This is a genomic window from Novosphingobium sp. BF6 (assembly GCF_058273105.1).
The window spans coordinates 2922696-2947846 of the sequence record NZ_CM177775.1 but is presented as its reverse complement, the minus strand read 5'-3'; the positions used below and the strand labels follow the sequence as shown (position 1 = coordinate 2947846).

Annotated in this window: 20 protein-coding genes; 8 read left to right on the top strand and 12 right to left on the bottom strand. The window is 67.0% G+C overall.

Going from position 1 to position 25151, the window contains the following annotated elements; all coding sequences use genetic code 11:
- Positions 1–201: 201 nt before the first annotated feature.
- From AC4D6D_RS14315 to AC4D6D_RS14295, 5 genes are all read right to left on the bottom strand, one after another.
- Complete coding sequence (locus AC4D6D_RS14315) at positions 202–771, bottom strand: sugar transferase (protein WP_491325817.1); 570 nt, start codon at positions 769–771, stop codon at positions 202–204.
- A gap of 14 nt (positions 772–785) precedes the next feature.
- Complete coding sequence (locus AC4D6D_RS14310) at positions 786–3125, bottom strand: GumC family protein (protein ID WP_491325816.1); 2340 nt, start codon at positions 3123–3125, stop codon at positions 786–788.
- 183 nt (positions 3126–3308) lie between these two features.
- Complete coding sequence (locus AC4D6D_RS14305) at positions 3309–4490, bottom strand: glycosyltransferase (RefSeq protein ID WP_491325815.1); 1182 nt, start codon at positions 4488–4490, stop codon at positions 3309–3311.
- On the bottom strand, positions 4487–5908 hold the full coding sequence (locus tag AC4D6D_RS14300) for a lipopolysaccharide biosynthesis protein (RefSeq protein ID WP_491325814.1): 1422 nt from the start codon (positions 5906–5908) through the stop codon (positions 4487–4489). The genes AC4D6D_RS14305 and AC4D6D_RS14300 overlap by 4 nt, the downstream gene beginning before the upstream one ends.
- On the bottom strand, positions 5905–7266 hold the full coding sequence (locus AC4D6D_RS14295) for an O-antigen ligase family protein (RefSeq protein WP_491325813.1): 1362 nt from the start codon (positions 7264–7266) through the stop codon (positions 5905–5907). Before AC4D6D_RS14295 ends, AC4D6D_RS14300 begins: the two co-directional genes overlap by 4 nt.
- 266 nt (positions 7267–7532) lie before the next feature.
- On the opposite strand from AC4D6D_RS14295, the gene AC4D6D_RS14290 reads away from it, so the two are divergent.
- Positions 7533–8918 (top strand): pectate lyase family protein, encoded by a 1386-nt coding sequence (locus tag AC4D6D_RS14290; protein ID WP_491325812.1) that lies wholly within the window; start codon positions 7533–7535, stop codon positions 8916–8918.
- Positions 8915–10132 carry a glycosyltransferase family 4 protein gene (locus AC4D6D_RS14285; RefSeq protein ID WP_491325811.1) on the top strand — a complete coding sequence of 406 codons (1218 nt, stop codon included), beginning with the start codon at positions 8915–8917 and terminating at the stop codon, positions 10130–10132. The genes AC4D6D_RS14290 and AC4D6D_RS14285 overlap by 4 nt, the downstream gene beginning before the upstream one ends.
- Positions 10133–10190: 58 nt before the next feature.
- On the opposite strand, the gene AC4D6D_RS14280 is transcribed toward AC4D6D_RS14285, so the two are convergent.
- The 7 genes from AC4D6D_RS14280 to AC4D6D_RS14250 all read right to left on the bottom strand — a co-directional run bounded on the left by AC4D6D_RS14280 (position 10191) and on the right by AC4D6D_RS14250 (position 17105).
- A complete protein-coding gene (locus AC4D6D_RS14280; RefSeq protein ID WP_491325810.1) occupies positions 10191–11423 on the bottom strand; it encodes an outer membrane beta-barrel protein in 1233 nt (410 codons plus the stop codon).
- A 4-nt stretch (positions 11424–11427) separates the two neighbouring features.
- The gene (locus tag AC4D6D_RS14275; RefSeq protein WP_186829983.1) at positions 11428–11919 is read right to left on the bottom strand and encodes a polysaccharide biosynthesis/export family protein; all 492 of its coding nucleotides are present in this window, start codon (positions 11917–11919) and stop codon (positions 11428–11430) included.
- A gap of 355 nt (positions 11920–12274) precedes the next feature.
- Positions 12275–14671 carry a TonB-dependent receptor gene (locus tag AC4D6D_RS14270; protein WP_491325809.1) on the bottom strand — a complete coding sequence of 799 codons (2397 nt, stop codon included), beginning with the start codon at positions 14669–14671 and terminating at the stop codon, positions 12275–12277.
- 41 nt (positions 14672–14712) lie between these two features.
- Positions 14713–15654 carry a FecR family protein gene (locus AC4D6D_RS14265; protein WP_491325808.1) on the bottom strand — a complete coding sequence of 314 codons (942 nt, stop codon included), beginning with the start codon at positions 15652–15654 and terminating at the stop codon, positions 14713–14715.
- A 54-nt stretch (positions 15655–15708) separates the two neighbouring features.
- Complete coding sequence (locus AC4D6D_RS14260) at positions 15709–16245, bottom strand: RNA polymerase sigma factor (protein ID WP_491325807.1); 537 nt, start codon at positions 16243–16245, stop codon at positions 15709–15711.
- Between the two features lie 87 nt (positions 16246–16332).
- On the bottom strand, positions 16333–16506 hold the full coding sequence (locus AC4D6D_RS14255; RefSeq protein ID WP_491325806.1) for a hypothetical protein: 174 nt from the start codon (positions 16504–16506) through the stop codon (positions 16333–16335).
- Positions 16507–16676: 170 nt separating this feature from the next.
- Positions 16677–17105, bottom strand: a complete 429-nt coding sequence (locus AC4D6D_RS14250) for an organic hydroperoxide resistance protein (RefSeq protein ID WP_491325805.1) — start codon at positions 17103–17105, stop codon at positions 16677–16679.
- 112 nt (positions 17106–17217) lie between these two features.
- Between AC4D6D_RS14250 and AC4D6D_RS14245 the strand changes: the two genes are divergently transcribed.
- The 6 genes from AC4D6D_RS14245 (at position 17218) to AC4D6D_RS14220 (ending at position 25143) form a co-directional block, all read left to right on the top strand.
- Positions 17218–17676 carry a MarR family winged helix-turn-helix transcriptional regulator gene (locus tag AC4D6D_RS14245; protein ID WP_491325804.1) on the top strand — a complete coding sequence of 153 codons (459 nt, stop codon included), beginning with the start codon at positions 17218–17220 and terminating at the stop codon, positions 17674–17676.
- 434 nt (positions 17677–18110) lie between these two features.
- The gene (locus AC4D6D_RS14240; RefSeq protein ID WP_334182125.1) at positions 18111–18923 is read left to right on the top strand and encodes a ferredoxin--NADP reductase; all 813 of its coding nucleotides are present in this window, start codon (positions 18111–18113) and stop codon (positions 18921–18923) included.
- Between the two features lie 93 nt (positions 18924–19016).
- Complete coding sequence (locus tag AC4D6D_RS14235; RefSeq protein WP_147218735.1) at positions 19017–19628, top strand: TetR/AcrR family transcriptional regulator; 612 nt, start codon at positions 19017–19019, stop codon at positions 19626–19628.
- Between the two features lie 588 nt (positions 19629–20216).
- A complete protein-coding gene (locus tag AC4D6D_RS14230; protein WP_491325803.1) occupies positions 20217–20618 on the top strand; it encodes a hypothetical protein in 402 nt (133 codons plus the stop codon).
- The gene (locus AC4D6D_RS14225; RefSeq protein ID WP_491325802.1) at positions 20615–21892 is read left to right on the top strand and encodes an efflux RND transporter periplasmic adaptor subunit; all 1278 of its coding nucleotides are present in this window, start codon (positions 20615–20617) and stop codon (positions 21890–21892) included. Before AC4D6D_RS14230 ends, AC4D6D_RS14225 begins: the two co-directional genes overlap by 4 nt.
- A 65-nt stretch (positions 21893–21957) precedes the next feature.
- Complete coding sequence (locus AC4D6D_RS14220) at positions 21958–25143, top strand: efflux RND transporter permease subunit (protein WP_491325801.1); 3186 nt, start codon at positions 21958–21960, stop codon at positions 25141–25143.
- Positions 25144–25151 lie beyond the last annotated feature (8 nt).

Genomic DNA, 25151 nt, shown 5'->3' with positions numbered 1-25151 from the left:
GAATGAGCGCTTCCTAAACGCGGGTTCTAAAGGGGGGGCGGGAGAATGGACCTGTCTCACCTCATCGCCAGATCTCAACCCCGCTCAGCCTGAGCCTGTCGAAGGCCCCCGAGGCGTGGCGCGCCGATCCATGCTTCGACAAGCGCAGCATGAGCGGGGTGAGGGCTGGGGCGGGTTGGGTGAATCCGGCAGTCGCTCCCCTCAATCCGCCAAGGCCACCTCGCGCGAGCGGCGTTCGCCGCCGACCATGACCCAAAGCGTCAGCAGGACGATCCTGAAATCGAGCAAGGGCGAGCGATTCTCCACGTACCAGAGATCGAGCGCGATCTTCTCGTCGAGCGTCAGCAGGGTATTGCCGTTGACCTGCGACCAGCCGGTCAGCCCCGGACGCACCCGCCCCCGCGCCGTGCCCCGCGCGCCGAGGGTGGCGATCGTTTCGGGCAGCAGCGGGCGGGGGCCGACGAAAGTCATGTCTCCGGCCGCAACGTTCCACAGGCCCGGCAATTCGTCGAGACGGCTGCGGCGGAGGAAACGCCCGAAGGCGGTGACGCGCGCCTCGTCGGGCAGCGGCTTGCCGTCCGCCCCGGTGGCATCGCGCATCGAGCGTAGTTTGAGCAGGGTGAAGTCCTGCCCCTCGCGACCCGCCCGGCGCTGTCGGAACAGCACCGGGCGACCCATCGAGAGCAGGGTGCCGAGCCCCAGCAGCAGGAGCAGCGGCAGAAGGGTGAGCAGGAGCAGCGTGGCGAGCAATCGAAGGGAAGCGAAGGCCACTCGCGCGCTCCTGCTCACGCTTCCACGGGGCGCCAGGAGTGACCCCGGAAGAAGCGGCGGACTTTGGCCGCCCACTCGTCGCGGGCCGGAACCGGCGAGGAGTAGTAGCTGGCCGAGTCGGCGTAGAACTGCACCGAATCGCCGTAGCGGCGGCGGGCATGTTCGGCGTAGTCGACCTGGTCGAAGATCACCCCGCCGACGCTGTCGTCCAGCATCTCCAGCGCGGCGCGCATCTGGTCGCCGGTCGTGTGACCCCAGCGGGCGACCAGCACGGTCTGGTCGGCGAAGTGGCACATGGCGCGGGCATCGCGCACCGCAAGGGCGGCGGGGGCATTGATGATGACCAGTTCGAAGCGCTCCTTGAGCTGGTCGAGCAGGGTCTTCAGCCGGTTGGAGGAGAGCAGCAGCGCGGGTTCGGCCACCGGTTCGCGGGCGCTGAGCAGGACGATCTGGTTGGCGCCTTCCGGTTCGATGATCTGGGTGCCGTCGGCGGAAGCGATAAGCTTGCCGTCGTAGGGATGGGCCGAGCGCGGGCCGACCAGGCTGTCGAGGTCGGCACGGCCGCAGACGATGTCCACGAGGTCCGGCACCTGCATTTCATTCTGGAGCCGCTGGAGCGCGCCGCGCTTGCGCAAGTCGAGGTCGAGGATCACCGTGCGGTCGCCCATCGCGATCCCGGCGGCGGCGAGCGTCAGCGAGACCGTGGACTTGCCGTCGCCCGGCAGCGGCGAGGTGACCAGCACGACCTGCGAGTTGGTGCCTTTCCGGTCGAGCGCCCGCACTTCGGTATATGTCGAGCGGGCGACTTCGGCGAAGAGCGACTGCGGCTCCTTGATGACCGGGCTGTCGTTCGGGTCCTCCGAGAGGTTGCTGTTGAGCAGCGGCAGCATTCCCAGGGTCGGCAGCCCGAAGAGGCGGCGGATCTGCGCGGTGGTGCGCAGGCGGTCGTCGAGGAAGTCGCGGGCGAAGGCGATCAGGAAGGCCAGCACGCTGGAGCCGAGCAGGGCGGTGATCGCCATCTTGATCGGCGCGGGGGCGACGGGGTCAAAGTCCGGCACCGCCGGGGAGACGACCGAGGAGGACACGCCTTCCATCTGCATCTGCGCGCGGACCTGTTCGACGCGGCCGGCGATCGCCTTGTAGGCATCGTCCGCCAGGGTCGATTCGCGCACCAGCTTGTCGAGCTGCACGGAATTGGCGGTGTTGCGATAGGCGGTCGAGCTGAGCCCGGCGACGATGCCTTCGAGACGGCTCGCTTGGGCGCTATCACCGGCGGCCTGGCTGCGGGCGAGTTCGGTCATCTGCGCGGCCTTGGCCGAGACATCGGCCTGGGCGGCGGCCTGGACGCGGGCCTGTTCCTTGACGATGCCCTCGTTGACCGTCGCGAGCTGGGAGTTCAGGCGCTTCACGTCAGGATGGTTCGGGCCGAGGCTGGTGGAGAGCTTGGAGGTTTCCGCCACAAGTTCGCCGCGCGTGCGTTCGAGCTGGTCGAGTACGCCGGAACTGGCGAGTGCAGTGCTTTGCATGCGGCTGGCGCGGGCGATCCCGGCGCTGCGGGCTATGGCGGCATCGCGCGCGGCGATGGCCGAGGCGCTCTGCACGGCGATGCGGTTGAGCTGGGCAAGGTCTTCCGCCCCGCCGGCGCCGGTCAGCATCTGATGCTGGGCGCGGAAGTCGGCGACGCGCTGGGCGGTCTCCTCGGCCTCGGTGGCGCGGGCCTGCTGTTCCTGTTCCAGCGAGGCGAGCAGTTCGGCGCGGCGCTCGTTGGTCTTCATCGTGCGCAGGGAGCGGACCGAGACCGGGATCTGGTTGGCGATCGAGGCAGCCAGTACCGGCGAGCCGGCCGTCACCGAAATCTCGACGAGGTCGGAACCGGCTTCGGAGTTGATCGCGACCATCGACAGGACCTTGCTGGTCGCTGCCTGTTGCAGCACCCGCTTGTCCTCGGGGATCTTGCCGAGTTCCTTGAGGAAGTCGTTGTCCTTGGTCAGGTGGAGATCGGCGACGACCTGCTCGGCGGCGGAACGCGAGCGGTGCAGGCGCACGGCATTGGCGACACGCTCGGCATTGCGAGAGTTGACGTCGGCCTGGTTGGTGCCGACTTCGTCGATCAGTTCGACCTGCACGGTGGAGGAGGCACGGTAGAGGGTAGGCGAGAGCCATTGCTGCACCAGCACGGCCAGGGTGATCGTGCCGACCACCAGCGCCATCATCGTGCGATGTCGGTAGAACACGCGAAGCAGGTCTCGCGGACCGACTTGCTGATCGGACGATGAGATATCCCGCGAGGGCGCCGGTCCGCGGTAATGCGTCGGCGCGCCGCCGATCGGGCTGGGCGCGATTGCAGTCGACATGTGTGCCCCTCCAGCGAGGTGATGTTGGCCGCCTTGCGGTCGGCTTTTCGTGATCCTTGCCGCCCCCCCTCGGGACGGTTCCGGTACGGAGTCGTCCACGCGGGACGGTCTTCATCGTGAACTATGCGGTCAAAGGCGGGCCGTGCAAAAAGGGCATAGGGGCCTCGCGGGTCCCAATAGAGACTAGTCCTTTTGGGGGACGCGGCGGCGCAGCAGGGCGGAGTAGAGTTCGAGGTGGCGCGCGGCGGCGTTTTCGATCGTGTACTCGCGGCTGGTCGCCAGCGCACCGGCCGAAAACTGCCGGTAGAGCGAATTGTCCTGTGTCAACCGCAAGATGGCCGCGGCCAGTGCCTGGGGCTTGTCGAGCGGGCAGAGCAGCCCGTTCTGGCCCTGCCGCACGAGGCCCCGGTTGCCGGAAACGTCGGTGGCGACGACCGGCAGGCCCATGGCCATGGCTTCGAGGATCGCTACCGAAAAGCCCTCGTAATGCGAGGTGTTGAGGTAGAGGTCGCTGTGTTTCAGCAGGTCGGGCACGTCGCGCCGTTCGCCGAGGAATTCGACCATCTCGCCCAGGTCCAGTTCGCGGACGCGGGCGCGCAAGCCCTCAAGCCCGTCACCGCCGCCTGCCACGCGCAGGACGGGCGGCGGCGTGGCTTCGCTCGCGCGGTCTTTCAGGATGCGGGCGGTCTCGATCAGCAGCGGGTAGTTCTTCTGGTCGGAAACGGCGCCGACCGTCAGCACGTTGCAGGGCCGCCGCGCCGCGACGCGCGGGGACGAGGCCTTGTAGCGCGAGGAGGGCGCATTCTGGATCAGCGTGAAGGGCCGCCTCGACCAGTGCCGGTAGATCCCGGCGGTGTCGTTGCTGATCGCGACATAGTGGTGGACCACGCGGTCCAGCGCGGAAAACAGCGCCGGGGGGAAGCTCAGGCGGCTGTTGTGATAGGTGAAGACGATCGGCCCGGAAAAGCCGCTGAAGGCCAGCATGGTCACCGCGCGCACGGTATGGGCATGGACGACGTCGGGCCGGGCCTCGGCCAGATGGCGGCGCAGGGCCAGCACGCCCGGCACCAGACGGCGGCGGCGCCCGAGGCGCATCGATTCGAAACGGCAGCCGCTCTGGGCGATCTGGTCGATCAGCTCGGCTTCCATCTCCGGCGAATTGCCCAGCGTCGGCGCATCGCAGAGAGCGAGGATGGTTCCGCGCGCACCCTTGGCGGCAAAGGCAGTGTTGAGGTTGGTGACGAGGACTTCCGCGCCGCCGGAAGTCAGGCTGGTGATGATCGAACTGACCTTGAGCGACTGGAGTTGGGATTGGGGCGACTCGGCATCGCGGGGAAAGGCGCCGATCGGGGCGTGGACCGTCATGACTCGGTCTCCATGGCGTATGCGCCGTTGGCGGGAGCCGGTTCGTGCCCGGCGCGGCGCAAGTTGCGCCAGAACGCCAGGTCGAGCAGGATCACCGTTGCCACCCCGAAAGCGATATGGGCATAGTTGGCCCCGAGCGCGCCGTAACGCGGGATCAGCAGGAAGGCCGCCGTGAAGAAGGCGGCGGTCGCGGTGAAACTGGCGGCCAGCACGTAAGTCGGCCGGTTCATCGCCAGAAGCGCGGCGCGCGCCGGGGTCGCGTGGAGCGTCAGCAGCACCGCGAAGAGCTGGACGAGCAGGAGCTGGTAGCTGTCCGCGAAGCCGGGGCCGAACACCAGTTCGATCGCCGGCCTGCCGATCAGCCAGCAGGCACCCACCGCCGCGAGCGCGATACCGGCGAGCGAGAGTTGCAGGATCGAGACCAGCTGGCCCATCGCACCAGGTCCGACCTTGCTCCAGAGGCGGGCGAGGTCGGGATAGATTACCGTCTGGATCATGTCCCCGGCAGTCTGCGCCACTTTGGCGATGCGACGGGAGAGGTAGTAGAGACCCGCCGCGGTCGCGCCTGCGAACGTGCTGACCAGCAGGGTGTCCATCTCGTGCGTCATCGTGCGCAGGGTGGAGGAGAGGTTGGTCGAGATCGCAAAGCGCATGAAGCCCGGAAACCGGCCCGGCAGATCGCGCCAGTCGGCCTTGAGCGGGCTGGGAATGCCGTTTTCGGCAAGGGCGCGGAAGCCCAGCAGGTTGAACAGGGCGGAATCGAAGATCTGGCTGACGGTCCAGACCAGCACGAACCAGATCAGCCCGCCGCCCAGCGCATAGAGCAGCGCCGAAAGCGCGAAGCGGGCGACGAACGAGGCGAGCTGGACATAGGCGAGAATGCGGAACTTGCCCGCGAGGCGCAGTGCGGCGCTGGCCATGCCGCGCGGGTTGCAGGCGATCGCGCAGGCATAGATGGCGACGAGATGGACATTGCCCCGGCCGATGCCGATCAGGTCTCCGGCCAGCCAGGCCACCAGCACGCTCATCACCGCCGCGACGAGGGCGCTGGCAACATCGAGCAACAGCCCATAGGCATAGAGTGAGGACATCCGGCCGACATCGCCGTTCTCTTCCTCCACGGCGACGAAGCGCACCAGCGGCTGCCACGATTCGAAGCGGATCAGCCGCTCGCAGACGCGCCCGATCGCCAGCACCACGGCAAGGATGCCGAACTGTTCCTGTCCGAGCGCGCGGGTGGCGATGGCGAGGCTCGCCATCATGATCATCACGCCGCCGAAATTGCCCGAGAGCAGGTGGCCGATGCTGACGAGATGCGGCCGCAGCATCTCGCTGCCGCGCCAGCGGGCGAACTGCCGGGACAGGAAGGAAGCCTCGCGGTGCACGGCGACCTCGCTTGCGCTTTCGATGGGGGTCATCCTGCTTCCGAAGTCCGTTCTGGTTCCGAGGGCTGCGCATGGCTGCGCCAGGCCGGGCGCCGCGTCATGGAAAGGGTGGCGGCACCGGCCCCGGCGCTGGCCAGCGCGAACATCAGCATCGCCGGGCCGTTCCACATCCGCGCGAACATGTGCGGCAGCGACATCGCGTAAAGGAAGAACACGCCCAGCAGCGCCAGCGCGCAGACCCCGTCGGTGCGACTTCGCCCGGCGATGGAGATGCCGTGCACGAACATCGCCGCGAACATCAGGCAGAGGCCAAGGAAGGAGACCACGCCGCCTTCGTTGAGCACCAGCAGGTAGAGCTGGTGGACCGGCATGCCGTAGACGCTGGCCTTGCGGTAACCGTCGCTGCCGAGGCCGATCAGCAGGTTGTCGCCCGACATCTGCCAAGCCTCCTCGATCAGCACCGAGCGGCCGACGAATGTGCCGGCCTTGGTCGGATCGCCGGAGACCACGGCGTCGCCCACCCGCTGCTCGAACACCGCCGGGACCGGGCCGCCAAGGCCGACATAGGCGCCGACCACCAGCAGCACCGGCAGGGCGATGGTGATCACCGTGCGGATGCGCGAGAGGGCGAGGACGAAGCCGATCGACAGGATCGTGGTAGCAAAGGCGGTGAAGCTGGCGGAATAGACCAGCCCGGCGACGATCACCAGCGCCAGCGGTACGGCGATCACCGGACGCAGGCGCTTCTCGATCACGGCGTGGAGCAGGAAGATCAGCGCGAAGACGCAGACCGCGCCGTTCGAATTGGGCTCTCCGGTAAAGGCGCCGAGGCGGCCATTTCCGGTGACCACGTACTTGTTGACGTACTGGTTGATCATGTCGCGGCTGAACAGGTTGACCAGCGCGATGCCCACCGCCTGCGACACCGCGACTCCCCAGACATAGGCAAGCGCGGCCTTGCGCAGCGCTGGTAGCGAGCAGTTGGCGAGGACCATCGGGATAAGCAGCAGCGCGAAGGCATATTGCCCTGCGACCACCGGCCAGCGGGTGAAATCGCCATGCATCGTGGAGCCGACCAGCATGCCGCCCAGCAGCATGACGATGCCGCCTACCCAGAGCACCGACATCCGCCCCATCATCCGCGCATTCAGCCCGCGCGAGACGAGCATGAGCAGGGTGCAGACGATCAGGATCATGTCCGACATCGTCAGGTTGGCATTGGGAAGTCGCCCCACCTGCCACCAGCTGAGGAAAAAGGCCGCGGCGGGCAGCAGGACGGCGATCGCGCGGTCGTAGGGCGAGGCCGACTCGCGAGCCAATGGGGGGACAAGCCGCCAGGATGCGGACTGCTGCGTCCCGTCGTCGGGTAGCTGGGTCAGGATAGCGGCCATGCCCGCGATCATGGGCCAGTGAATTGCCCCAAGGCAAAGGCCAGTCCGGACAATAAGGGGGCGCATAGTTGTTAGCGCAAAAGAGGGAGGCGGCCTGCCGGGTTAAGTCCAAATGGTAACTTGTGCGCGCCGGGTCCGAGGCTCACGCTGCCGTCCTTGCATGGCTCTGCGCGGGGGCAGGCCCGAGATCGTCGTTTCCGCACGGTCTTCAGGGTTTTCGAGAACCGCGCCGGACGGTTTCGTCCCCTAGGGGCAGGAGAAACGGCATGACGGCGGTGAGACTCAAGAAAAAGCCTCCTTTGCTCACGATCCTGTTCCTTGCGGCTGCGGGGGTGGCCATCGCGGCCATTGCGCTCGGCATTGCGGGCACGACAAGCGAGGAAGTCATGGCGGCGGCGCCGGTGGTGAAAGTCCCGAGCGGCAAGAAGTCCTTCCCCGCTGCCGTCGGCTACGGCGCGACGAGCGTGGGCGGGCGCGGCGGACGGATCATCTACGTCACCACCCTGGCCGACTCCGGCGCCGGTTCCTACCGTGCCTGCGTCACCGCGACCGGCCCGCGCGTCTGCGTGTTCCGGGTCAGCGGGGTGATCCGCTTCACCCAGCGCCCGCCGTGGATCATGTCACCCTACCTGACGATCGCCGGGCAGACCGCGCCGGGCAGCGGCATCACGCTCGCCCATGGCGGCGGCAGGAACGGCCTGACCCCGCTGGTCATCAAGGATACCCACGATGTCGTCGTGCGCGGCATCCGCGTGCGCAACGACCGCGTCGGCGGCAACCGCGAGGCGGAGGACAGCATCACCATCGAAAAGAGCAGCCGGGTGGTGATCGATCACGTGAGCGCCTCCTGGGCGCGTGACGAGCTGATCAACGGCTACGACGACAACGACGAGATCACCATCAGCAACTCGATCTTCGCCTGGGGCATTCCCAAGCACGACAAGTGCGCGCTGCTGGCCAGCGATCCGGTGGACAAGCAGAAGCTGAGCTTCATCGGCAATCTCTGCGCTCATAACGGCGATCGCAACCCGGACATCAACTTCCCCAAGGGTTCCTGCGTGGAAGTGATCAACAACGTGCTCTACAATGCCGCCTCGGAATTCGCCGAGGTCTGGGAGAGCTATGGCGGCAGCCCGGTCTCGATCGTCGGTAACAGCTTCATCGCCGGGACCAACACGACCGCGATGAGCCGGGGCGTTGCGCGCGAAACGCAAGGCTCCACCGGAACCGCCTCGATCTACCTCTGGGACAACGATTTCGACGGCAATTTCAAGCATGTCAGCCCCGAAGTGGTGCCTGCCCAGATCCAGCAGGCACCATGCCCGCTGACGGTCCAGCCGATGAGCGCCTCGGCGGCCTACACTTCGGTGCTCGCCCGTGCCGGGGCCTTCCCGCGCGATGCCATCGACAAGGCGGCAGTGGCGGACGTCAAGGCCCGCACCGGCCGCATCGGCTCGCCCGCCCCGGCGATCCCGACGCCGACTTCCGGCACGCCCTACGTCGATAACGACAAGGACGGCATGGACGATGCCTGGGAACGCGCCAACGGTCTCGATCCCACCCGCAACGATGCCTGGGGCGATGCCAACGGCAACGGCATCGAGAACTTCGAGGAATTCCTCAGCTATCGCGAGAAAGGGTTCGGCCTTTGAGCAGCCTTGCAGCCCCGCTTGAGCGGGAGGTTACGGCACCGGCCGCAAGGGTGGACGCACGAAGCCGCCCCTTGCGCATTTGCTTTCCTTTCGCGGGGGACGAACTGGGCGGCAGCCACGTTTCCGCGCGGGGGCTGATGGAAGGCCTCGATCCGGGGCGTTACCAGTTGCTGGTCGTGCCCGAAGTGCCGGAAGGTACGATCGCCGGGTTCTTCTCGGAATTCGCGCAAGTGCCCGACCCGGCACCGCCCGCACGGTCCTTCGTACCGGGCGCGCGGTTCGGCCTCGGCAAGGCGCTGCGCGCGCTGGCAGGCGTGCCGCGCCGCGTGCGCTTCCTGCGCGAGAACGCGATCGACGTGGTGCACAGCAACGACGGGCGCAGCCATGCGGGCTGGGCGCTGGCAGCGCGGCTGGCGGGGGCTAGACTGGTCTGGCACCATCGCGGCGATCCCGATGCGCGGGGCCTGCGTTACGCGGCGCCGCTGCTGGCGAGCCGGATATTCACCGTCTCGCGCTTCTCCCTGCCCCAGGGCGGCAGCAGTGCGGCGAGAGCGGCGCAAGTGGTCTACAGCCCCTTCGACACCAGTGTCACCGCCGACTGGGCGACGATGCGCCGCACATTGATCGAAGAACTCGGCTGCGCGCCCGATGCGGTGATCTGCGGCTGGTTCGGCAATTTCGTGCAACGCAAGCGCCCGCTCGAATTCGTCGAGGCGGTCGAGCGGCTGGGCGCCTTGCTGGACAGACCGGTAGTCGGCCTGATGTTCGGCGATCCGCGCAATACCGAAGTGGGCGGCGCCCTGCCGGAGCGAATTGCACGGGTCTCGGGCAACGCGCGTGTCGTCATGATGGGCTACCGTGCGCCGGGGCACGAATGGCTCGCGGGCTGCGACCTGCTGCTCGTCCCCGCCGCGCGCGAGCCGCTGGGGCGGACGCTGGTGGAGGCGATGCTGGTCGGCACCCCGGTTGTCGCTACCGATTCCGGCGGCAATCCCGAAGCGCTGGAGGGCGGCTGCGGCGTGCTCTGCCCGCTCGACGATCCCGCCGCCATGGCCCGTGCCGCCGCCGACCTGCTTGCCGATCCCGAACGGCTCGATGCCATCCGCACCCGCGCGCGCAGCGAGGCCCGTCGCCGCTTCTCGCGCGAGAACCACATCCGCCAGGTCACTGCCGTCTACGAGGAGCTGGCAGGGAAGTCGCCCGTCCTGGCATAAGGAAAAAGCCCTCCCGCGTGTGGCGTGAGGGCTTTTCACAGGGGACTGTAAAGCGCGGTCAGAAGCGCATGCGGAACGAGGCACCGACTTTGGCCCGATCGAATTCGAGCGTCGGATCGTCGCTGGTGCGCTTGCCATAGTTGGCATAAGCGGCGACCGACATTCTGCGCGAGAAGATATATTCGATCTCGCCCGAGACTGTCGGCGTCTGTTCCTTGACGCCGGAGCCGTTGTAGCGGCTGCGGCGATAGCCGCCGCCTACGGTGGCGTAGAGATTGTGGCGGATCTCCTGCTGGACCGAGAGCTTGACGGTGGTGTCGGTACGCGACTGGGCGCCGCTGCGGAAGGTCGCGACATCGCCGTTGAAGGCGTCCAGCATGAAGGCCGTGCGCTGGCGCGGGCGATAGGTCACGCTGCCCGAGACCGACAGGCCGGTGCGGCTTTTCGCGAGGCTGTCCTCCGGCACGAAGCGGAACATACCGGCGGAAAGATTGCCTTCCAGCACGCCGCCCGGTTCGAACTCCACGCCGATGCGCCCGCCCCAGGTCGTGGTGTTGCGCTTGCTGCCGCCCGGTGTGCGTTCGAGACGGAAGTCGCGCTTGGCCACGAAGGCGCTGGCGGTCACGAACGTGATCCCGGTGACGCGCCAGCCGACCGTGGCCACGCCGTTCAGGCCGGTAAAGTCGCGGTTGGCGTCGGCGGCCGAGAGGGCATTGTACTTGGTGGCATTGCCCTGGAGGTCGAACAGCAGGCGCCGGGTCATGTGGCGGAACCGCAAGTCCACGCCCAGACTGTCGATCTCGCGCGGGCCGGCGTTCGGGTCCTGCCGCGATTCCGGGCTGCCGCGTTCCTCGACCGCGCGCTGGTAGAAGGCACGGCCGGTCACCGAAGTCGTCGTTTGCGGGGCCCAGCGCAGCGAGCCGTCCAGCACCCAGGCCTCGGTATTCTCGGTCTTGAGGTCGGCGAAGCGCCGGATCGTCGCCGAACCGTGCGCCGTGGCGCTCAGCGGGCCGGGCGCCGTGGCGATCTGCACTTCCGGCGTCAGTTCAAGGTGCACGTCGTCCCGCGCATTGCTTGGCGTGGCATAGACGTTGGTGTCGTATTCCACCCGCGCCTCGCCCCCCAGACTCACATTCAGCGAGCCGAGATGCATCGGCAGGTCCTTGTACTCCGGATCGTTGGGATAGACCGCCGAGGCGGTCGATCCGATGTCGCGCGCTTGCGCCAGGGCCTGCTGCGGGACCGCGAGCAGGAACGGAACTGGCACGGCCAGTGCGATGGCACCCCGCATGGCCTCAGAACCACCGCTCGTAGACGCGGATCCGGTCGCCCGGCAGGACCGTGGCGAACTCGTCGGCCTTGGCGGTCACGTCCTTGCCGTTCACCACGCGGGTCACGGCGACCTTGCCGGTCTGGGCGCGGTAGGTATAGCCGCCCGCTGCCGAGATCGCCGCCAGCACCGTCATGCCCTGGCGATATTCGAACTGGCCGGGCTTGTTGACTTCGCCGACGACGTAGAAGGGCCGCAGCTCCACCGGGCCGACGTTGACCACCGGATCGCCGGTCATGATCCCCTGTCGCAGGAGCGAGGCGGCGATGCCCTGCTCTATCTCGCGATAGGTCATCCCGGCGACGTCGACCTGCTTGATATAAGGGAGCGAGATCGCCCCGCTGTCCTCGACGATATAGTCGCCGTTGGCGCTTTGCAGATCCTGCACCACGATGTGGAGCTTGTCGCCCGCACCCACCCGGTAGTTGCCTGCCGGAGCGGATGCGAGCGTGGGCATCGATGCGGTGGGCGACGAACATCCGCCAAGCATCGATGTCGAAACCAGTGCCGCTGTCAGCGCAGCCGCAGACAGCCGCGACGTCAATCGCCGCGTAAGACCGTGTGACATTCCGGGTGCCCTCCCTTGTATCGTACCCCTGAACCGGGGCCGCGGGCGCCGCGTCTGTCCTTGCGCGGTGCGACGCCCGTCGAGCCACCGGCAGAAAAGGTGGCCTAAAATACGCCGGAATGCCTTGGTTATTAAGTGTTATTCGCGGGGTTACTCGGGCGAGAACGGCTAATCCTCGTGGGTCGGGGATTAAATTTTTGCAAGCTGGTGCGTACTACTTGGGTGAGGAGCGGCCATCGTCCTCTCAGAACCGCGCGTCCAATCCCACGCGAACAGTGCGCGGGCGCAACGGAGTAACCTGCTCGCGCCCGGTGCTGAACGGGGTGCCGAGCGAAAAGCGGTTGCCCTGCACGTCGGCAAGGTTGGTCACGCTGAGGGTGATGCCGTAGCCGGCGGTGCCGAGGCGCATGTCGAAACCGCTGTCGAAATAGTTGCCCTGCGGCGCCCCCAGTTCCGGCCCGATGCCAAGCCGCGAGCGGCCGATGTAGTTGGCCCAGGCATTGGCATTCAGCGCCCAGTCCGCACTGACTTCATGGGTCCAGGCCAGCGCCGAGTGCCCGGCGAAACGGGCGATGTTCGGCACCTGCATGCCGCGCGTGGCAACATAGCTCAGCACCTCCGCGCGCGAGAGCGTCGCCGCCGTAAGGCCGACTGGCGCCAGCACGTATTGCACCAGCGCGGCGGAGGGTTCGTCCACCTTGCTCCGGTTCCAGGTCGCGCCGAGTTCGATGCGCAGGCCCGGCGCCAGCAGCACGCCGCCGGACAGGCTGGCCGACCAGACGCGGCCGTCGCCGATATTGGCGGTGCTGGGCAGGCCGGAACCGTCGATGAAGTCGGCCTGGATATCCTGCCAGCGGGTGTAGGACAGGCTCAGCGCGAGGTCGAAGGGCGTCGCCCCGGCGCGGCCGTGGCGGGCGCCCATCTCGAACGTGCCGGTGCGGTCGCTCTGGAAGCGGCGCACCACGTTGCTCTCGATCGCGAAGCCGCCGGGGCGGAAGCCCTGCTGGTAGCGCAAGTAGAGCGAATCCTCGGGCGAGAACCGGGCGTTCAGCGCGAAGGAAGGCAGGAACCGGCTCATCGTGCGCCGCGCGGTCACGCCGGAGGTGGAGAGGAAGGCCGCCGTGGCTGCCGCAATATCTTCGCCGTCGCCGCCGAGGCGCGAGCGGGTGAAGCGGCCGCCGCCGGTTGCGGTGAGCGGCCCCATGAGGTGCAGGCTGGCCTCGCCGTAGAGCGTGAACTCGTCGATGGCGTTGCGCACGCCGGTCGCGGCCTTGCGCACATCGAAGGCCGGACTGGAGAAATCGCGATTCAACGTCGTGCGGTTGTGAGTGTAGCTGGCGCCGAGCAGCCACCCGAAACCATGGCGTTCGCTCTGCCAGAGCCGCGTCTCGTGCACGATCATGCGGGTTTCGTTGGTCTGCGTGAACAGGCGCGGCTCGTCGCCCGTCTGGCTGGCGTCGTAGTGCTCGTGGAGGTCCTGTGCGACCACGCCGGTGGTCGAGCGCAGATTCACCGCGCCGATCTTTCCGGACACCACAAACTGGCCGAGCGCATAGTCCGCCTTCGACCCTTCCGGCACCCGCGCCGAGCTTTCCAGCGGCTTGCCGTTGCGGTCCGCGTATTGGCTGTCGTCCGCCTCGGTGCTCTGGGCGAGGGCGGTCACGTCGATCGTCCAGTCCGGCGCGATCCGGGCGCGCAGGGCGAGCTTTCCGCCGAGCATGTTCGAGCGGTTGACGTTGCTGCGGCCGAGCAGGGGCTTGTCGATGTAGCCGCCGAACGTGGCGCTGTCGAACGTGGCGCGCAGGGCCACGCTTTCGTCCGCCACCGGCAGGTTTACGGTGGCGCTGGCATCCGCGCCGGGGGCGCCGTGTTGCGTCAGCGAGCCGCCGAGGATCACCGTGCCGCCGGTCTCGCCCATGACCGGGGCGTTGGGCACGAGGCGGATGATCCCGCCCAGCGATCCGGCGCCGTAGAGCGTGCCTTGCGGGCCTTCCAGCACTTCGACGCGGGCAAGGTCGGACAGCCGCAAGTCCGGGTCCGGCGCATTGTAGGTGAGCCGCATGTCGCCGAGGTACTGGCCCACCGTGGCCTGGGTCGGGCCGGTGAAGCTGGAATCGGCGATGCCGCGAATGAACAGCTTGTTGCGGCCGCTGCCGAGATGGGTGGAGGAAACGGTCGCGAGCTGGCGGGTGATCTTCTCGGTGCCGCCGACGCCGCCCGATTCCAGCGCCTTGCCGTCGAGGATCGCGAGCTGGCCGGGTACGTCCTCCACCCGCAGGTCGCGCTTGGTGGCCTGGACGACGATGGGTTCGCTGTGGGTCTCGATCGGCGGACGCGGCGCGGCGGGCCGGGGGGCTCCGCGCACCGGTCGGGCGAGCGGTGCCGAGGGCCGCGCGGCTTCGATACGCCAGGCCGACCGTCCTACCGGCACCGCACGCGCCCCTGCCGCGCGGGCGAGGCGCCCCAACGCCTCGGCCACGTCCATGCGTCCACGCAGGGCGGGAATCGCGCGGCGGGCGATCGCGGGGTCGGCAATGACGATGCTGGTGCCGGTCTGCCGGGCGAGATCAACGACGGCCTCGCTGGCGGTACCGGCGCGCGTGGCCACTTCCGCCTCGCGGGCGAGGACGGGAAGAGGCATGGCCACGACGGCCGCCAGAAGCCACGCCGCACCTCTCATCGTCAGGGCACGCCGATCACCCAGCGTTTTCCGTCTGCGCGAACCCCGACGCCGAGCAGCGGCCCGAGTGCCGCCGGATCGTCCCGCAACGGCGCCACCAGCAGCGAGCCGGAGACCTTGCGGTCGGCACTGCCCGGCGCGACGACATAGGTCACGCCGGTCGCGCGGGCGAGGTCGGCGGCGACGGAATCCAGCGCGGTGTCCTCGAACGTGACCCGGCCCTCGCGCCATTCGCCTACTTGCGCGGGCGCGATCTTGCCGAGCGTGTAGTCGCCCGATTTGCCATGCCGCTGGAGCATTTCGCCCGGCGAGATCCGCAGGTCCTGCGCCTTGGGATTGAACTGCACCGCGCCTTCCGACACCGCGACGCTGAAGTCCCCGCCGTCGTGGCGCACGTCGAACACGGTGCCGACATCGACCAAAGTGTCCTCGCCCACGGTCACGCGGAAGGGGTGGGCTTCGTCATGGCGGACGGTGAAGAGCGCCTGTCCGCTTTCGAGCCGGGCGAAGCGGGGGTCCTTGCGGTCGAACTCCATGGCGGTGCCGCCCGCGAGATCCACCCGCGTCTGCGCGTCGAGCGCGACGGTGCGGACCTGACCCGGTGCGGTCTCGATTCGGTAGAGATCACGGCTGCCCGTCTGCCAAATCCACAGGCCGCCGACCAGAACCAGCGATGCGGCAATGGCGCTGCCCAGCCATGCGCGGCGCGGGCGGCGGGGTGCGGCAGGCAGGATTGCCGGTTCCACATCGTCGTTGGCGGGCGCTGCCGAGGCGATCAGTTCGGCGCCGTCCATCACGGCGGCGGCTATGGTGTCATAGGCGCGGGCATGGGCGGGATTCGCGTCGAGCCAATGGGTGAAGCCTTCCCAGTCGTCGAAAGCCGGATCGCCGACGCGTAGCGTCCAGTCGAGCGCTTCGGCCCTGATCTTGTCGTCATCACTCATCGCGCGCTCCTTCTGCGGCGAAGACGGAGACGATCGGCCCGGACCTCATCGTTATCAGGCCTCATCGCTGCGTTCCTTCCATTGGGCGAGCGCCCGATAGGCCACGCGCAGATCGCTTTCCACCGTGCTGAGACTGACGCCGAGTTCGGCGGCGACCTGCTTCTGCGCCATGCCGTCGATCCGGTGGCGGCGGAAGATCGCCGAGACGCGAGGACCGAGGCTTTCGAGCAGCGAAAGCACGCGCCCGGCTTCCTGCGCGGCGGAAAGGCGGCGTTCGGCGGAGGGTTCGAGAGAGGCACCGGCTTCGTCCGCATGCGCCTCGGTCCAGTCGCGCTCGCGGGTGCCGGACTGGCGAGTGGAGCGGAAACGGTCGATCATCAGCAGGTCGGCGGTGCGGAACAGGTAGGACAGCGGCGCGGCGACGGGGCCGGGCGCGGCGCGCGAGATCTTCAGCCAGACTTCCTGGACCAGGTCTTCCGCGGCATCCCCGGCGCCGCGGGCGCGCAGGAAGTGCAGCAGCTTGTCCCGATTCTCGAGAAAAGTCGCTTCAAGGCCCGATCGGGAGGGGGAAGGCGGTGCGGAAGGAGGCATGGTGGCGTTTCGCGGGGACAGATAGACTGTCCGCAGCCTCGGGGAAAGTGTTTGCCCTCATGTCCTTCGACGGAAAAGGAAGGCGTGTCAGCGCGCGCTTTGGGCGGCAGCGCGGGACTGCATGGCGCGGTCGGTGAAGAGGGCCAGGGCAGCCATGGCGCCGCCGGTCAGGCCCGCGGTTCCCATGGCGATGATGACCGGCTGGGCGGCGTCGGCAAGGCGGCTGGCACGATCGTGGATGGGGTTGAAGAAGCGGGTCATGGCGGGGGACTTTCGTGCTGGTATGGCTGGCTGTGTCTGGACTGACCTCTTCTTCCTCTTTTCGAGGCTTTCCGGGAATTGGGATAAGTTGATCCGAATTGTTCCAGATTGTTGAAATGTCATGCCGGGGAGCAGTGCTCCCCGGCAGACACGAAGGGACCTGAAACCGCTCAGGCGACGGCGAGCGTCACCGAGATATTGCCGCGCACGGCGTGGCTGTAAGGGCAGATGGTGTCGGCTTCGGCGACCAGCGCTTCGGCGGCTTCACGCTCGACGCCGGGCAGGATGACGCGCAGTTCGACGGTGAGGCCGAAACCCTTGTCGCTGCGCGGACCGATGCCGACGGTGGCATTGACCGTGGTGTCGGCCGGCACGCGGGGCAGGTTCTTGTCCTGGCTGGCGGCAAACTTCATCGCGCCGAGGAAGCAGGCGGCATAGCCCGAGGCGAAGAGCTGTTCCGGATTGTTGCCCTGGTCGTTGCCGCCGAGTTCCTTGGGGGTGCCCAGGGTCACTTCGAAAGCGCCGTCATCGGTGCGGGCCTTGCCGTCGCGGCCGCCGGTTGCCGTGGCGCTGGTCTTGTAGAGGGGATTGATCGACATCGTGGTTCTCCATTTAGATCGTTAGTGATTAAATCGTGTGCGATCTAAATGCGTGAGTCGTGGCTGGATGTCAAGCGTTGCGATTCAATCGCGCGCGATTTATATTGCGGTCATGACCCAGACCCCTCATTCCCAGCCGGAAGCCGATCTCGATCCCTTCGAGGATTTCCTGTGCTTCTCGGTCTATTCCACCGGCCTTGCCTTCAACCGCATCTACAAGCCACTGCTCGACCGGCTCGGCCTGACGTATCTGCAATACCTTGCGATCCTCGGGCTGGCGCAGAAGGACGGCCAGACGGTAAGCGAACTGGGCGAGAAGCTGTTCCTCGAATCGAATACGCTGACGCCGCTTCTCAAGCGGCTGGAAGCGGCCGGGCTGGTCGAGCGGCGCCGTTCGGTTGAGGATGAGCGGGTGGTGCGGATCACCCTGACCGACAAGGGCCGCGAAACCGCCGCCGAAGCGCGCTGCGTGCCGGGGGAACTGGTGGAGGCGACCGGTGTGTCGATCGAGCGTATCGCCGAACTGAACCGGGAACTGAAGGCCCTGCGAAGCCAGCTACGCGGCGACTGAGGGCGCGCTCCCGGCGAAGTGAGATATGCTATTGCGATACGATAGCAATAAAGCTAGTCGCGGGGTGTGACCGCTTTGGCCTCCTTGCCGCCCGTTCGGGGCTTTGCCGTTCCGTCTCGCGGTTTTTCGCCCCCGTGCCGAAGTCTGGCTTTCGGCAGTGAAAATGCAATTGCGTTGCATCCGGGGCGATCGCGGCTATCAGGCAGACCCTTCAAGTTCATGGACCATTCTGGCGCCTCTGGGCACCGGGCGCCAGAGACCGCACTTGCGACCGCTCTTGCGCCTGCGACTGCTTCTGCTATGCGCGCCGCGTGCATCGATCTCGCGCGGACCGTCGCCGGTCTCGCCGAAAATGAAAATATCGACTCACGGGTTTCGAGGCTGTCTGGCCCGATACGTGAGTTTTGCCACTCTACCACCCGAGGAAAGAATTGATGAGCGACGGTCAGGCCGTGATGCCCACTCTTGAACCCACGACGGCCCTTTCGGTCGAGGAAGTTCTCAGCGTCCGCCACTGGAACGAGCACCTGTTCAGCTTCACGATGTCGCGCCCGGCCTCGTTCCGCTTCCGCTCGGGCGAATTCGTCATGCTCGGCCTTCAGGGCGAGAAGCGCCCGCTGCTGCGCGCCTATTCGATCGCCAGCCCTTCCTGGGCCGAGGAAATCGAATTCCTCTCGATCAAGGTGCCGGACGGCCCGCTGACCTCACGCCTCCAGCTCGTGCAGCCGGGCGACCAGATCTATCTCGGCCGCAAGCCCACCGGCACGCTCGTCACCGACGCGCTGCTGCCCGGCAAGCGCCTGTTCATGCTCTCGACCGGCACCGGCCTCGCGCCGTTTATGTCGCTGATCCGCGATCCGGACGTCTATGACCTCTACGACGAGATTATCGTCGTCCACTGCGTCCGCCGCGTCAGCGATCTTGCCTACCGCGAGGAACTGGAAAGCCAGCTGGCCGAAGATCCGCTGGTCGCCGAACAGGCGCTGGTGCAGCTCCACTACGTGCCCACCGTCACCCGCGAGCCGTTCCACACGACCGGCCGCATCGGTGCGCTGGTCGAGAACGGCCGCCTGTTCGAAGGCCTGAAGGGCGATGCGCGCTTCAATCCCGAGACCGACCGCGTGATGCTCTGCGGCTCGATGGACATGATCAAGGACTTCTCGCACGATCTCGAATCCTGGGGCTTCACCGAGGGTTCGAACGCCAAGCCGGGCGATTTCGTGATCGAACGCGCCTTCGTCGGATAACCAGCGCCGCTTCTTCCGTTGCATGTCACGCTCGCCCTGTGAGCGAGCGTGACACTTTACGGACAGGAGTGCGCTACCTATATACCGACCGGTATGAAATGTTCCGCACCCACATCGACTCGGGGTCGCCCGCGCGAGTTCGACCCTGAAGAGGCCCTGACGGCCGCGCTTCGGGTGTTCTGGCAGCGCGGCTACGAAGGCGCTTCGATGGCGGAGCTGACCGAGGCGATGGGGATTACCAAGCCGAGCCTTTACGCCTGCTTCGGTAACAAGGAAGCGCTCTTCAAGAAGGCGCTCGACCTCTACGAGCGCGACAAGCTGGCTTATGTCGGCAAGGCGCTGGAAGCGCCCACCGCCCGCGGCGTGGCCGAGAGGCTGCTGTCCGGCGCGATATCGACCCATTGCGGCGGCAGCGATCCGCACGGTTGCCTCGGCGTGATGTCCACCGTCACCTGCACGATGGAAGACCCCTCGATCCGCGATTTCGTGACCGAGCGCCGGATCGCCACCGAAGATGCTCTCATCGAACGCTTCGAGCGTGGCAAGGACGAGGGCGACTTGCCCGAGAGCGTCGATGCCCGCTGTCTGGCGCAATGCCTGACCACGGTGCTCCAGGGCATGTCGGTCAAGGCCCAGGGCGGCTCCTGCGCGCAGGAGCTGAAGGGTGTCGTTGATACCTACCTGACGATGTGGCCGGGACGCTGAGAGGGCAGGGCTGGGTTTTCCAACCTGCCACTATGTCATCCTGAACTTGTTTCAGGATCCATCCCTCAACCTCAACCATCGGCCTGAATGGCGAAATGGATCCTGAAACAAGTTCAGGATGACGTCGGTGATGGGGTGACCGGGCGCTCTATGAGGCACTCTGTCTCGCAACCTGTTCTTCCGAACTCAAAAAAACCCGTTCAACCCGCGTTAAGGCCTTGAAAAAGGCGCTTCCGAACAAATCTTACCAAGCGGTACAGAAAGTCGCTTGACGAGATACCGCGCTGCAATATATACCAAGTGGTACAGAACGAGGTAGCCCGACTCGCCGCTTGAGGGAGTGACGGGGCCGAGTTCGCAAGGGTCCGGTCAACCGGACCTCCCTTGGTGCCGCCTGTCCCCCGCAGGCGTCTCCTGAGCATACGAACCTGTGCAGTTGGCGTTTCCGGAAGTGCGATTCCGGGGGATGTCCTTCTGTGCCTCAAGACTTTCCGACGCCCCTTGCGCCGGAACACCCCGGCGCGCGCCCTTTCTTCCCCCTCCTGTCCCGAGGGCGTGCGCCGGGCAATTTTCCAGGGAGCACACAACATGGCCTTCATCGATTTCACCGATGCGGCGCTCCAGGCGCTGCCCGCGTTCCGTACCGTAACCGAAACGGCGCCCGCCGCCGCCACCGAGCCGCTTTCGCGCTTCGAGCGCAGGATCGTCGAACTGGCGCGCGACGACGGCCTCGACACGCTGAAGCCGCAGCGCAAGCGCGGCTGGTTCGCCCGCCTGGTCTTCGGCCCGCAGCCGCCGTCGCCGATGCTCGCGAACGAGCAGCTCGAAGCGCTGCGCCGTCTGGCCGTGCAGGCCTGGCACCACGGTTACACGCTGCCCGCTTCCGTCATGAAGGAAGCCCGCGTGGCCGGACACAGCGAGGCCAAGATCGGCGCCGTCATCGACTTTATCGGGCGCTCCCGCGCCCCGTTCCGGAGGCTTGCCGCGTGAATTTCCCCGTATCTCCAGAAACCCTCACCAAAGTCGAGGCGGAGGCTGAACTGCCCCGCACTCGGCCGAAAAGAGGGCGTCAGGCCGCCGTGGCCGCCATCGCGCTGATCGCGGTGGCGGGTATCGGCTGGAAGACCTTCCACCATGCCGAAGCCGACGCGGCGCCGATGGCGCCTGCCGTCGTCCAGGCCGCCAATCCGCTGATCCGCGATGTGACCGAATGGGACGACTATGTCGGCCGCTTCGCACCCAGCAAGTCGGTGGAGGTGCGCCCGCGCGTCTCGGGCGCGATCACCCAGCTGTTCTTCAAGGACGGCGATTTCGTCCGCGAGGGGCAGCCGCTGTTCACCGTCGATCCGCGCCCCTACCGCGCGGCGCTGGCAGAGGCGCAGGCCGAAGTGGCCTCCGCCCAGAGCGCGCTGGTCCTTGCGAAATCGGACTATGCCCGCGTCGCCGGACTCAAGGGTGACGAGGCCATGGCGGCCAGCGAAGTCGACCAGCTTCGCGCCAAGGTCCGCGCCGCCACCGCCGCGCTGGCAGGGGCCGAGGCCCGCGTGCGTCAGCGCGCGCTCGACGTCGAGTTCGCCACCGTGCGCGCGCCGATCTCGGGCCGTATCTCGGATCGCCGGGTGGACGTGGGCAACCTGGTTTCGGGCGAAAACGGCACCGGCGCCACCTTGCTGACGACGATCAACGCGGTCAGCCCGATCTACTTCACCTTCGACGCCTCCGAAGCGCTGTTCCTCAAGACCCAGCGCGAAAAGGCCGAGCACAAGGATGCCGCCAACGTCCAGGTCCGCCTTCAGGACGAGACCCAGTACCGCTGGAACGGCAAGCTGGACTTCACCGACAACGGCCTCGACCCGCGTTCCGGCACGATCCGCGTGCGCGCCGTGCTCGACAATGCCGACGGCTTCCTGACGCCGGGCATGTTCGGCAACATGCGCCTCGCGGAAGGCGGCACGGTCAAGGCCATGCTGGTGCCCGACGATGCGATCCAGTCCGACCAGGCGCGCAAGGTCGTGCTGACGGTTGGGCAGGACGGCGTGGTCGCGGCCAAGCCGGTCGAACTCGGCCCGCTGGTGGACGGTCTTCGCGTCATCCGCTCGGGCCTTGCGCCCACGGACCGCGTCGTGATTTCCAACTACCAGGCCGCGATTGCCGGGGCCAAGGTCAATACCCGTCGCGGCCAGATCGCGGTGGACCCCAAGGCCGCCCATGCGGCCTCCGGCCCCAGCGCGCCCGTTGCCGCGCAGGCCACGCTCGCCAACTGACATTCACCCAACCGGGGGGCGGCGCTCGATCTGAGTGACCGCTCCCCCCAGAGGGGCATATTCCCATGCGATTTTCCCGGTTCTTCATCGACCGGCCGATCTTCGCAGGCGTCATCGCGGTGCTCATCACCGTGGTGGGCGCGCTTGCGTTCTTCGGCCTGCCGGTCAGCCAGTATCCCGACATCGTCCCGCCGACGGTGACGGTGACCGCCCAATATCCCGGCGCTTCCGCCGAAACCGTCGCCGATACCGTGGCTGCTCCGATCGAGCAGGAGATCAACGGCGTCGACGACATGCTCTACATGTCCTCGCAGTCGACCGGCGACGGCAAGGTGACGATCACCGTCACCTTCAAGATCGGCACCGACCTCGATGCCGCGCAGGTTCTCGTGCAGAACCGCGTCGCCATTGCCGAGCCGCGTCTTCCCGAGGCGGTGCGCGCGATGGGCGTGGTGACGCGCAAGACCTCGCCCGAGTTCCTGATGGTGGTGAACCTGCAGTCCCCGGACGGCACGTTCAACCGCGACTACCTGTCGAACTACGCGCTCACACAGGTCAAGGACCGCCTCTCGCGCCTGAACGGCGTGGGCGACGTGCAGCTGTTCGGCTCGCGCGACTACGGCATGCGCATCTGGATCGATCCCACCAAGGCTGCCGCCATGAACCTGACCGCGGGCGAGATCGTCGCCGCGCTGAAGGCCCAGAACGTGCAGGTTTCCTCGGGCGCGATCGGCGCGCCGCCTTATGACCGGGGCAATGCGTACCAGGTCGGCGTCGAGATGCAGGGCCGCCTGACCACGCCCGAGCAGTTCGGCGACATCGTCGTGCGGACCGATGCCGAAGGCCGCCAGGTCCGCGTGCGCGACGTTGCGCGGGTCGAGCTGGGCGCGCAGGACTACACCACCAACACCTACCTCTCGGGCAAGCCCACGGTCGTGATCGCCGTGCTGCAACGTCCCGGTTCGAACGCGCTCGACGCCGCCAAGGCCGTCCGCGCCGAGATGGACGATATCGCCACGCACTTCCCCAAGGGCCTGGAATATTCGGTCATCTACAACCCCACCGAGTTCATCGGCCAGTCGATCGACGCGGTGTACCACACCCTGTTCGAGGCAGTGATCCTCGTCGTCCTCGTCATTCTCGTCTTCCTCCAGAACTGGCGCGCGGCGGTGATTCCGATCATCGCGATCCCCGTGTCGCTGGTCGGCACCGCGATCATGCTCGCGGCGGTCGGCTACTCGCTCAACAACCTCTCGCTGTTCGGGCTGGTGCTCGCCATCGGCATCGTCGTCGACGACGCCATCGTCGTGGTCGAGAACGTGGAACGCTATATCGAGGAGGGCATGTCTCCGCTGGAGGCCGCCCGCCGCTCGATGGACGAAGTGACCGGCGCGCTGATCGCCATCGTCCTCGTGCTCTGCGCGGTCTTCGTGCCGACGCTGTTCATCACCGGCATGTCTGGCCAGTTCTACAAACAGTTCGCGGTGACCATCACCACGGCCACGGCGATCTCGCTGCTGCTCTCGCTCACGCTGTCCCCGGCGCTGGCGGCGATGCTGCTGAAGGAAAAGCACGGCCTTCCCGCCAATGCCCCGCGCTGGAAGCGGGCGCTGCAAGGCGCGGCGGACAAGTTCAACCACGGCTTCGACCGGATGAGCGACGGCTATGCCCGCCTCACGCTCACGCTGGTCAAGCGCCCGGTGAAGATGATGGCAACCTATGCCGGACTCATCGCCGCCACCGTCGGCATGTTCTGGGCGACGCCTGCGGGCTTCATCCCGAACCAGGACCAGGGCTACTTCCTCGCCGCGATCTTCCTGCCGCCGGGTTCCTCGCTGAACCGCACGGACGAAGTGACGCAGGACGTCGCCAGGCGCATCTTGCCGGTCAAGGGCCTGCGCGGTGCGGTGATGTTCGCCGGTTTCCACGGTCCCTCGCAGACCGCCGCGCCGGACGCCGCCGCCATCTATTTCCCCTTCAAGAGCTTCGAGGAGCGCAAGCAACTCGGCGTGACCTATGAAGGGATCATGGCCCAGGCCCAGGCCGCCATGCAGGGCTACGACAAGGCGCAGGTCCTGCTGATCCCGCCGCCGACCATCAACGGCATCGTCCCTCCGGGCGGCTACCGCATGGTCGTGGAGGACAAGGAAGGACGCGGTCTGGCCGAGCTTCAGAAGGCTGCCGGCGCGCTGATCGCCAAGGCCAACCAGGCCCCGGAACTGAGCCAGGTCTATACTCTGTTCACGATGAACACGCCGCGTGTCTATGCCGATGTCGATCGCCGCAAGGCCGACATGCTGGGCGTCTCCCCCGCCAAGGTGTTCGAGGCGATGCAGGTCTATCTCGGATCGTCCTACATCAACGACTTCAACCTGCTGGGACGCACCTACCGCGTCACCGCGCAGGCCGATGCCGAGCATCGCGGATCGACGGCGGATATCGCCAACCTCCAGACCCGCTCGGATTCGGGCGCGATGGTTCCGGTCGGCTCGGTCGCGACTTTCAAGGACGAGACCGGACCCTATCGCGTGGTGCGCTACAACCTGCACCCGGCGGTGGAAATCGACGGCAGCTACGGCAAGGGCTATTCCTCGGGCCAGTCGCTGGCGACGATGGAGAAGCTCGCGGGCGAAACCCTGCCCACCGGCTATGACACCGAGTGGACCGGCATCGCCTACCAGCAGGCCCATGCGGGCAATACCGCCGGAATCGTGTTCGGCATGGCGGTGCTGTTCGTCTTCCTTGTGCTCGCCGCGCAGTACGAGAGCCTGACCCTGCCGCTGTCGATCATCCTGATCGTGCCGATGTGCCTCTTCGCGGCCATGCTCGGCGTGAACCTGAGGGGGATGGACAACAACATCCTCACCCAGATCGGTCTCGTCGTGCTGATCGCGCTGGCCGCCAAGAACGCGATCCTCGTGGTCGAGTTCGCCAAGCAGGCCGAAGAGGAGCGGGGCTACTCGCCGGTGGAAGCAGCCGTCTATGCGGCCCGCACCCGCCTGCGCCCGATCCTGATGACCTCGTTCGCCTTCATCCTCGGCGCCGTGCCGCTGGTGGTGGCGACGGGAGCAGGCGCCGAGCTTCGCCAGGCGCTGGGTACGGCGGTGTTCTTCGGCATGACCGGCGTTACCGGCTTCGGCCTGCTGTTCACGCCCACCTTCTACGTCGTCTGCCGCAAGCTGGCAGCGGCCCTGCGGCGCAAGCCCAAGGACCCGCACCATGCCAGCCACGCGGTCGTCCCGGCGGAATGAAAGGACGG

Coding starts and splice junctions, on each gene's coding strand:
- AC4D6D_RS14310 (WP_491325816.1), bottom strand. CDS start 3,125: ATGTCGACTGCAATCGCGCCCAGCCCGATCGGCGGCGCGCCGACGCAT.
- AC4D6D_RS14305 (WP_491325815.1), bottom strand. CDS start 4,490: ATGACGGTCCACGCCCCGATCGGCGCCTTTCCCCGCGATGCCGAGTCG.
- AC4D6D_RS14300 (WP_491325814.1), bottom strand. CDS start 5,908: ATGACCCCCATCGAAAGCGCAAGCGAGGTCGCCGTGCACCGCGAGGCT.
- AC4D6D_RS14295 (WP_491325813.1), bottom strand. CDS start 7,266: ATGGCCGCTATCCTGACCCAGCTACCCGACGACGGGACGCAGCAGTCC.
- AC4D6D_RS14290 (WP_491325812.1), top strand. CDS start 7,533: ATGACGGCGGTGAGACTCAAGAAAAAGCCTCCTTTGCTCACGATCCTG.
- AC4D6D_RS14280 (WP_491325810.1), bottom strand. CDS start 11,423: ATGCGGGGTGCCATCGCACTGGCCGTGCCAGTTCCGTTCCTGCTCGCG.
- AC4D6D_RS14275 (WP_186829983.1), bottom strand. CDS start 11,919: ATGCCCACGCTCGCATCCGCTCCGGCAGGCAACTACCGGGTGGGTGCG.
- AC4D6D_RS14270 (WP_491325809.1), bottom strand. CDS start 14,671: ATGCCTCTTCCCGTCCTCGCCCGCGAGGCGGAAGTGGCCACGCGCGCC.
- AC4D6D_RS14265 (WP_491325808.1), bottom strand. CDS start 15,654: ATGAGTGATGACGACAAGATCAGGGCCGAAGCGCTCGACTGGACGCTA.
- AC4D6D_RS14260 (WP_491325807.1), bottom strand. CDS start 16,245: ATGCCTCCTTCCGCACCGCCTTCCCCCTCCCGATCGGGCCTTGAAGCG.
- AC4D6D_RS14255 (WP_491325806.1), bottom strand. CDS start 16,506: ATGACCCGCTTCTTCAACCCCATCCACGATCGTGCCAGCCGCCTTGCC.
- AC4D6D_RS14250 (WP_491325805.1), bottom strand. CDS start 17,105: ATGTCGATCAATCCCCTCTACAAGACCAGCGCCACGGCAACCGGCGGC.
- AC4D6D_RS14245 (WP_491325804.1), top strand. CDS start 17,218: ATGACCCAGACCCCTCATTCCCAGCCGGAAGCCGATCTCGATCCCTTC.
- AC4D6D_RS14240 (WP_334182125.1), top strand. CDS start 18,111: ATGAGCGACGGTCAGGCCGTGATGCCCACTCTTGAACCCACGACGGCC.
- AC4D6D_RS14235 (WP_147218735.1), top strand. CDS start 19,017: ATGAAATGTTCCGCACCCACATCGACTCGGGGTCGCCCGCGCGAGTTC.
- AC4D6D_RS14230 (WP_491325803.1), top strand. CDS start 20,217: ATGGCCTTCATCGATTTCACCGATGCGGCGCTCCAGGCGCTGCCCGCG.
- AC4D6D_RS14220 (WP_491325801.1), top strand. CDS start 21,958: ATGCGATTTTCCCGGTTCTTCATCGACCGGCCGATCTTCGCAGGCGTC.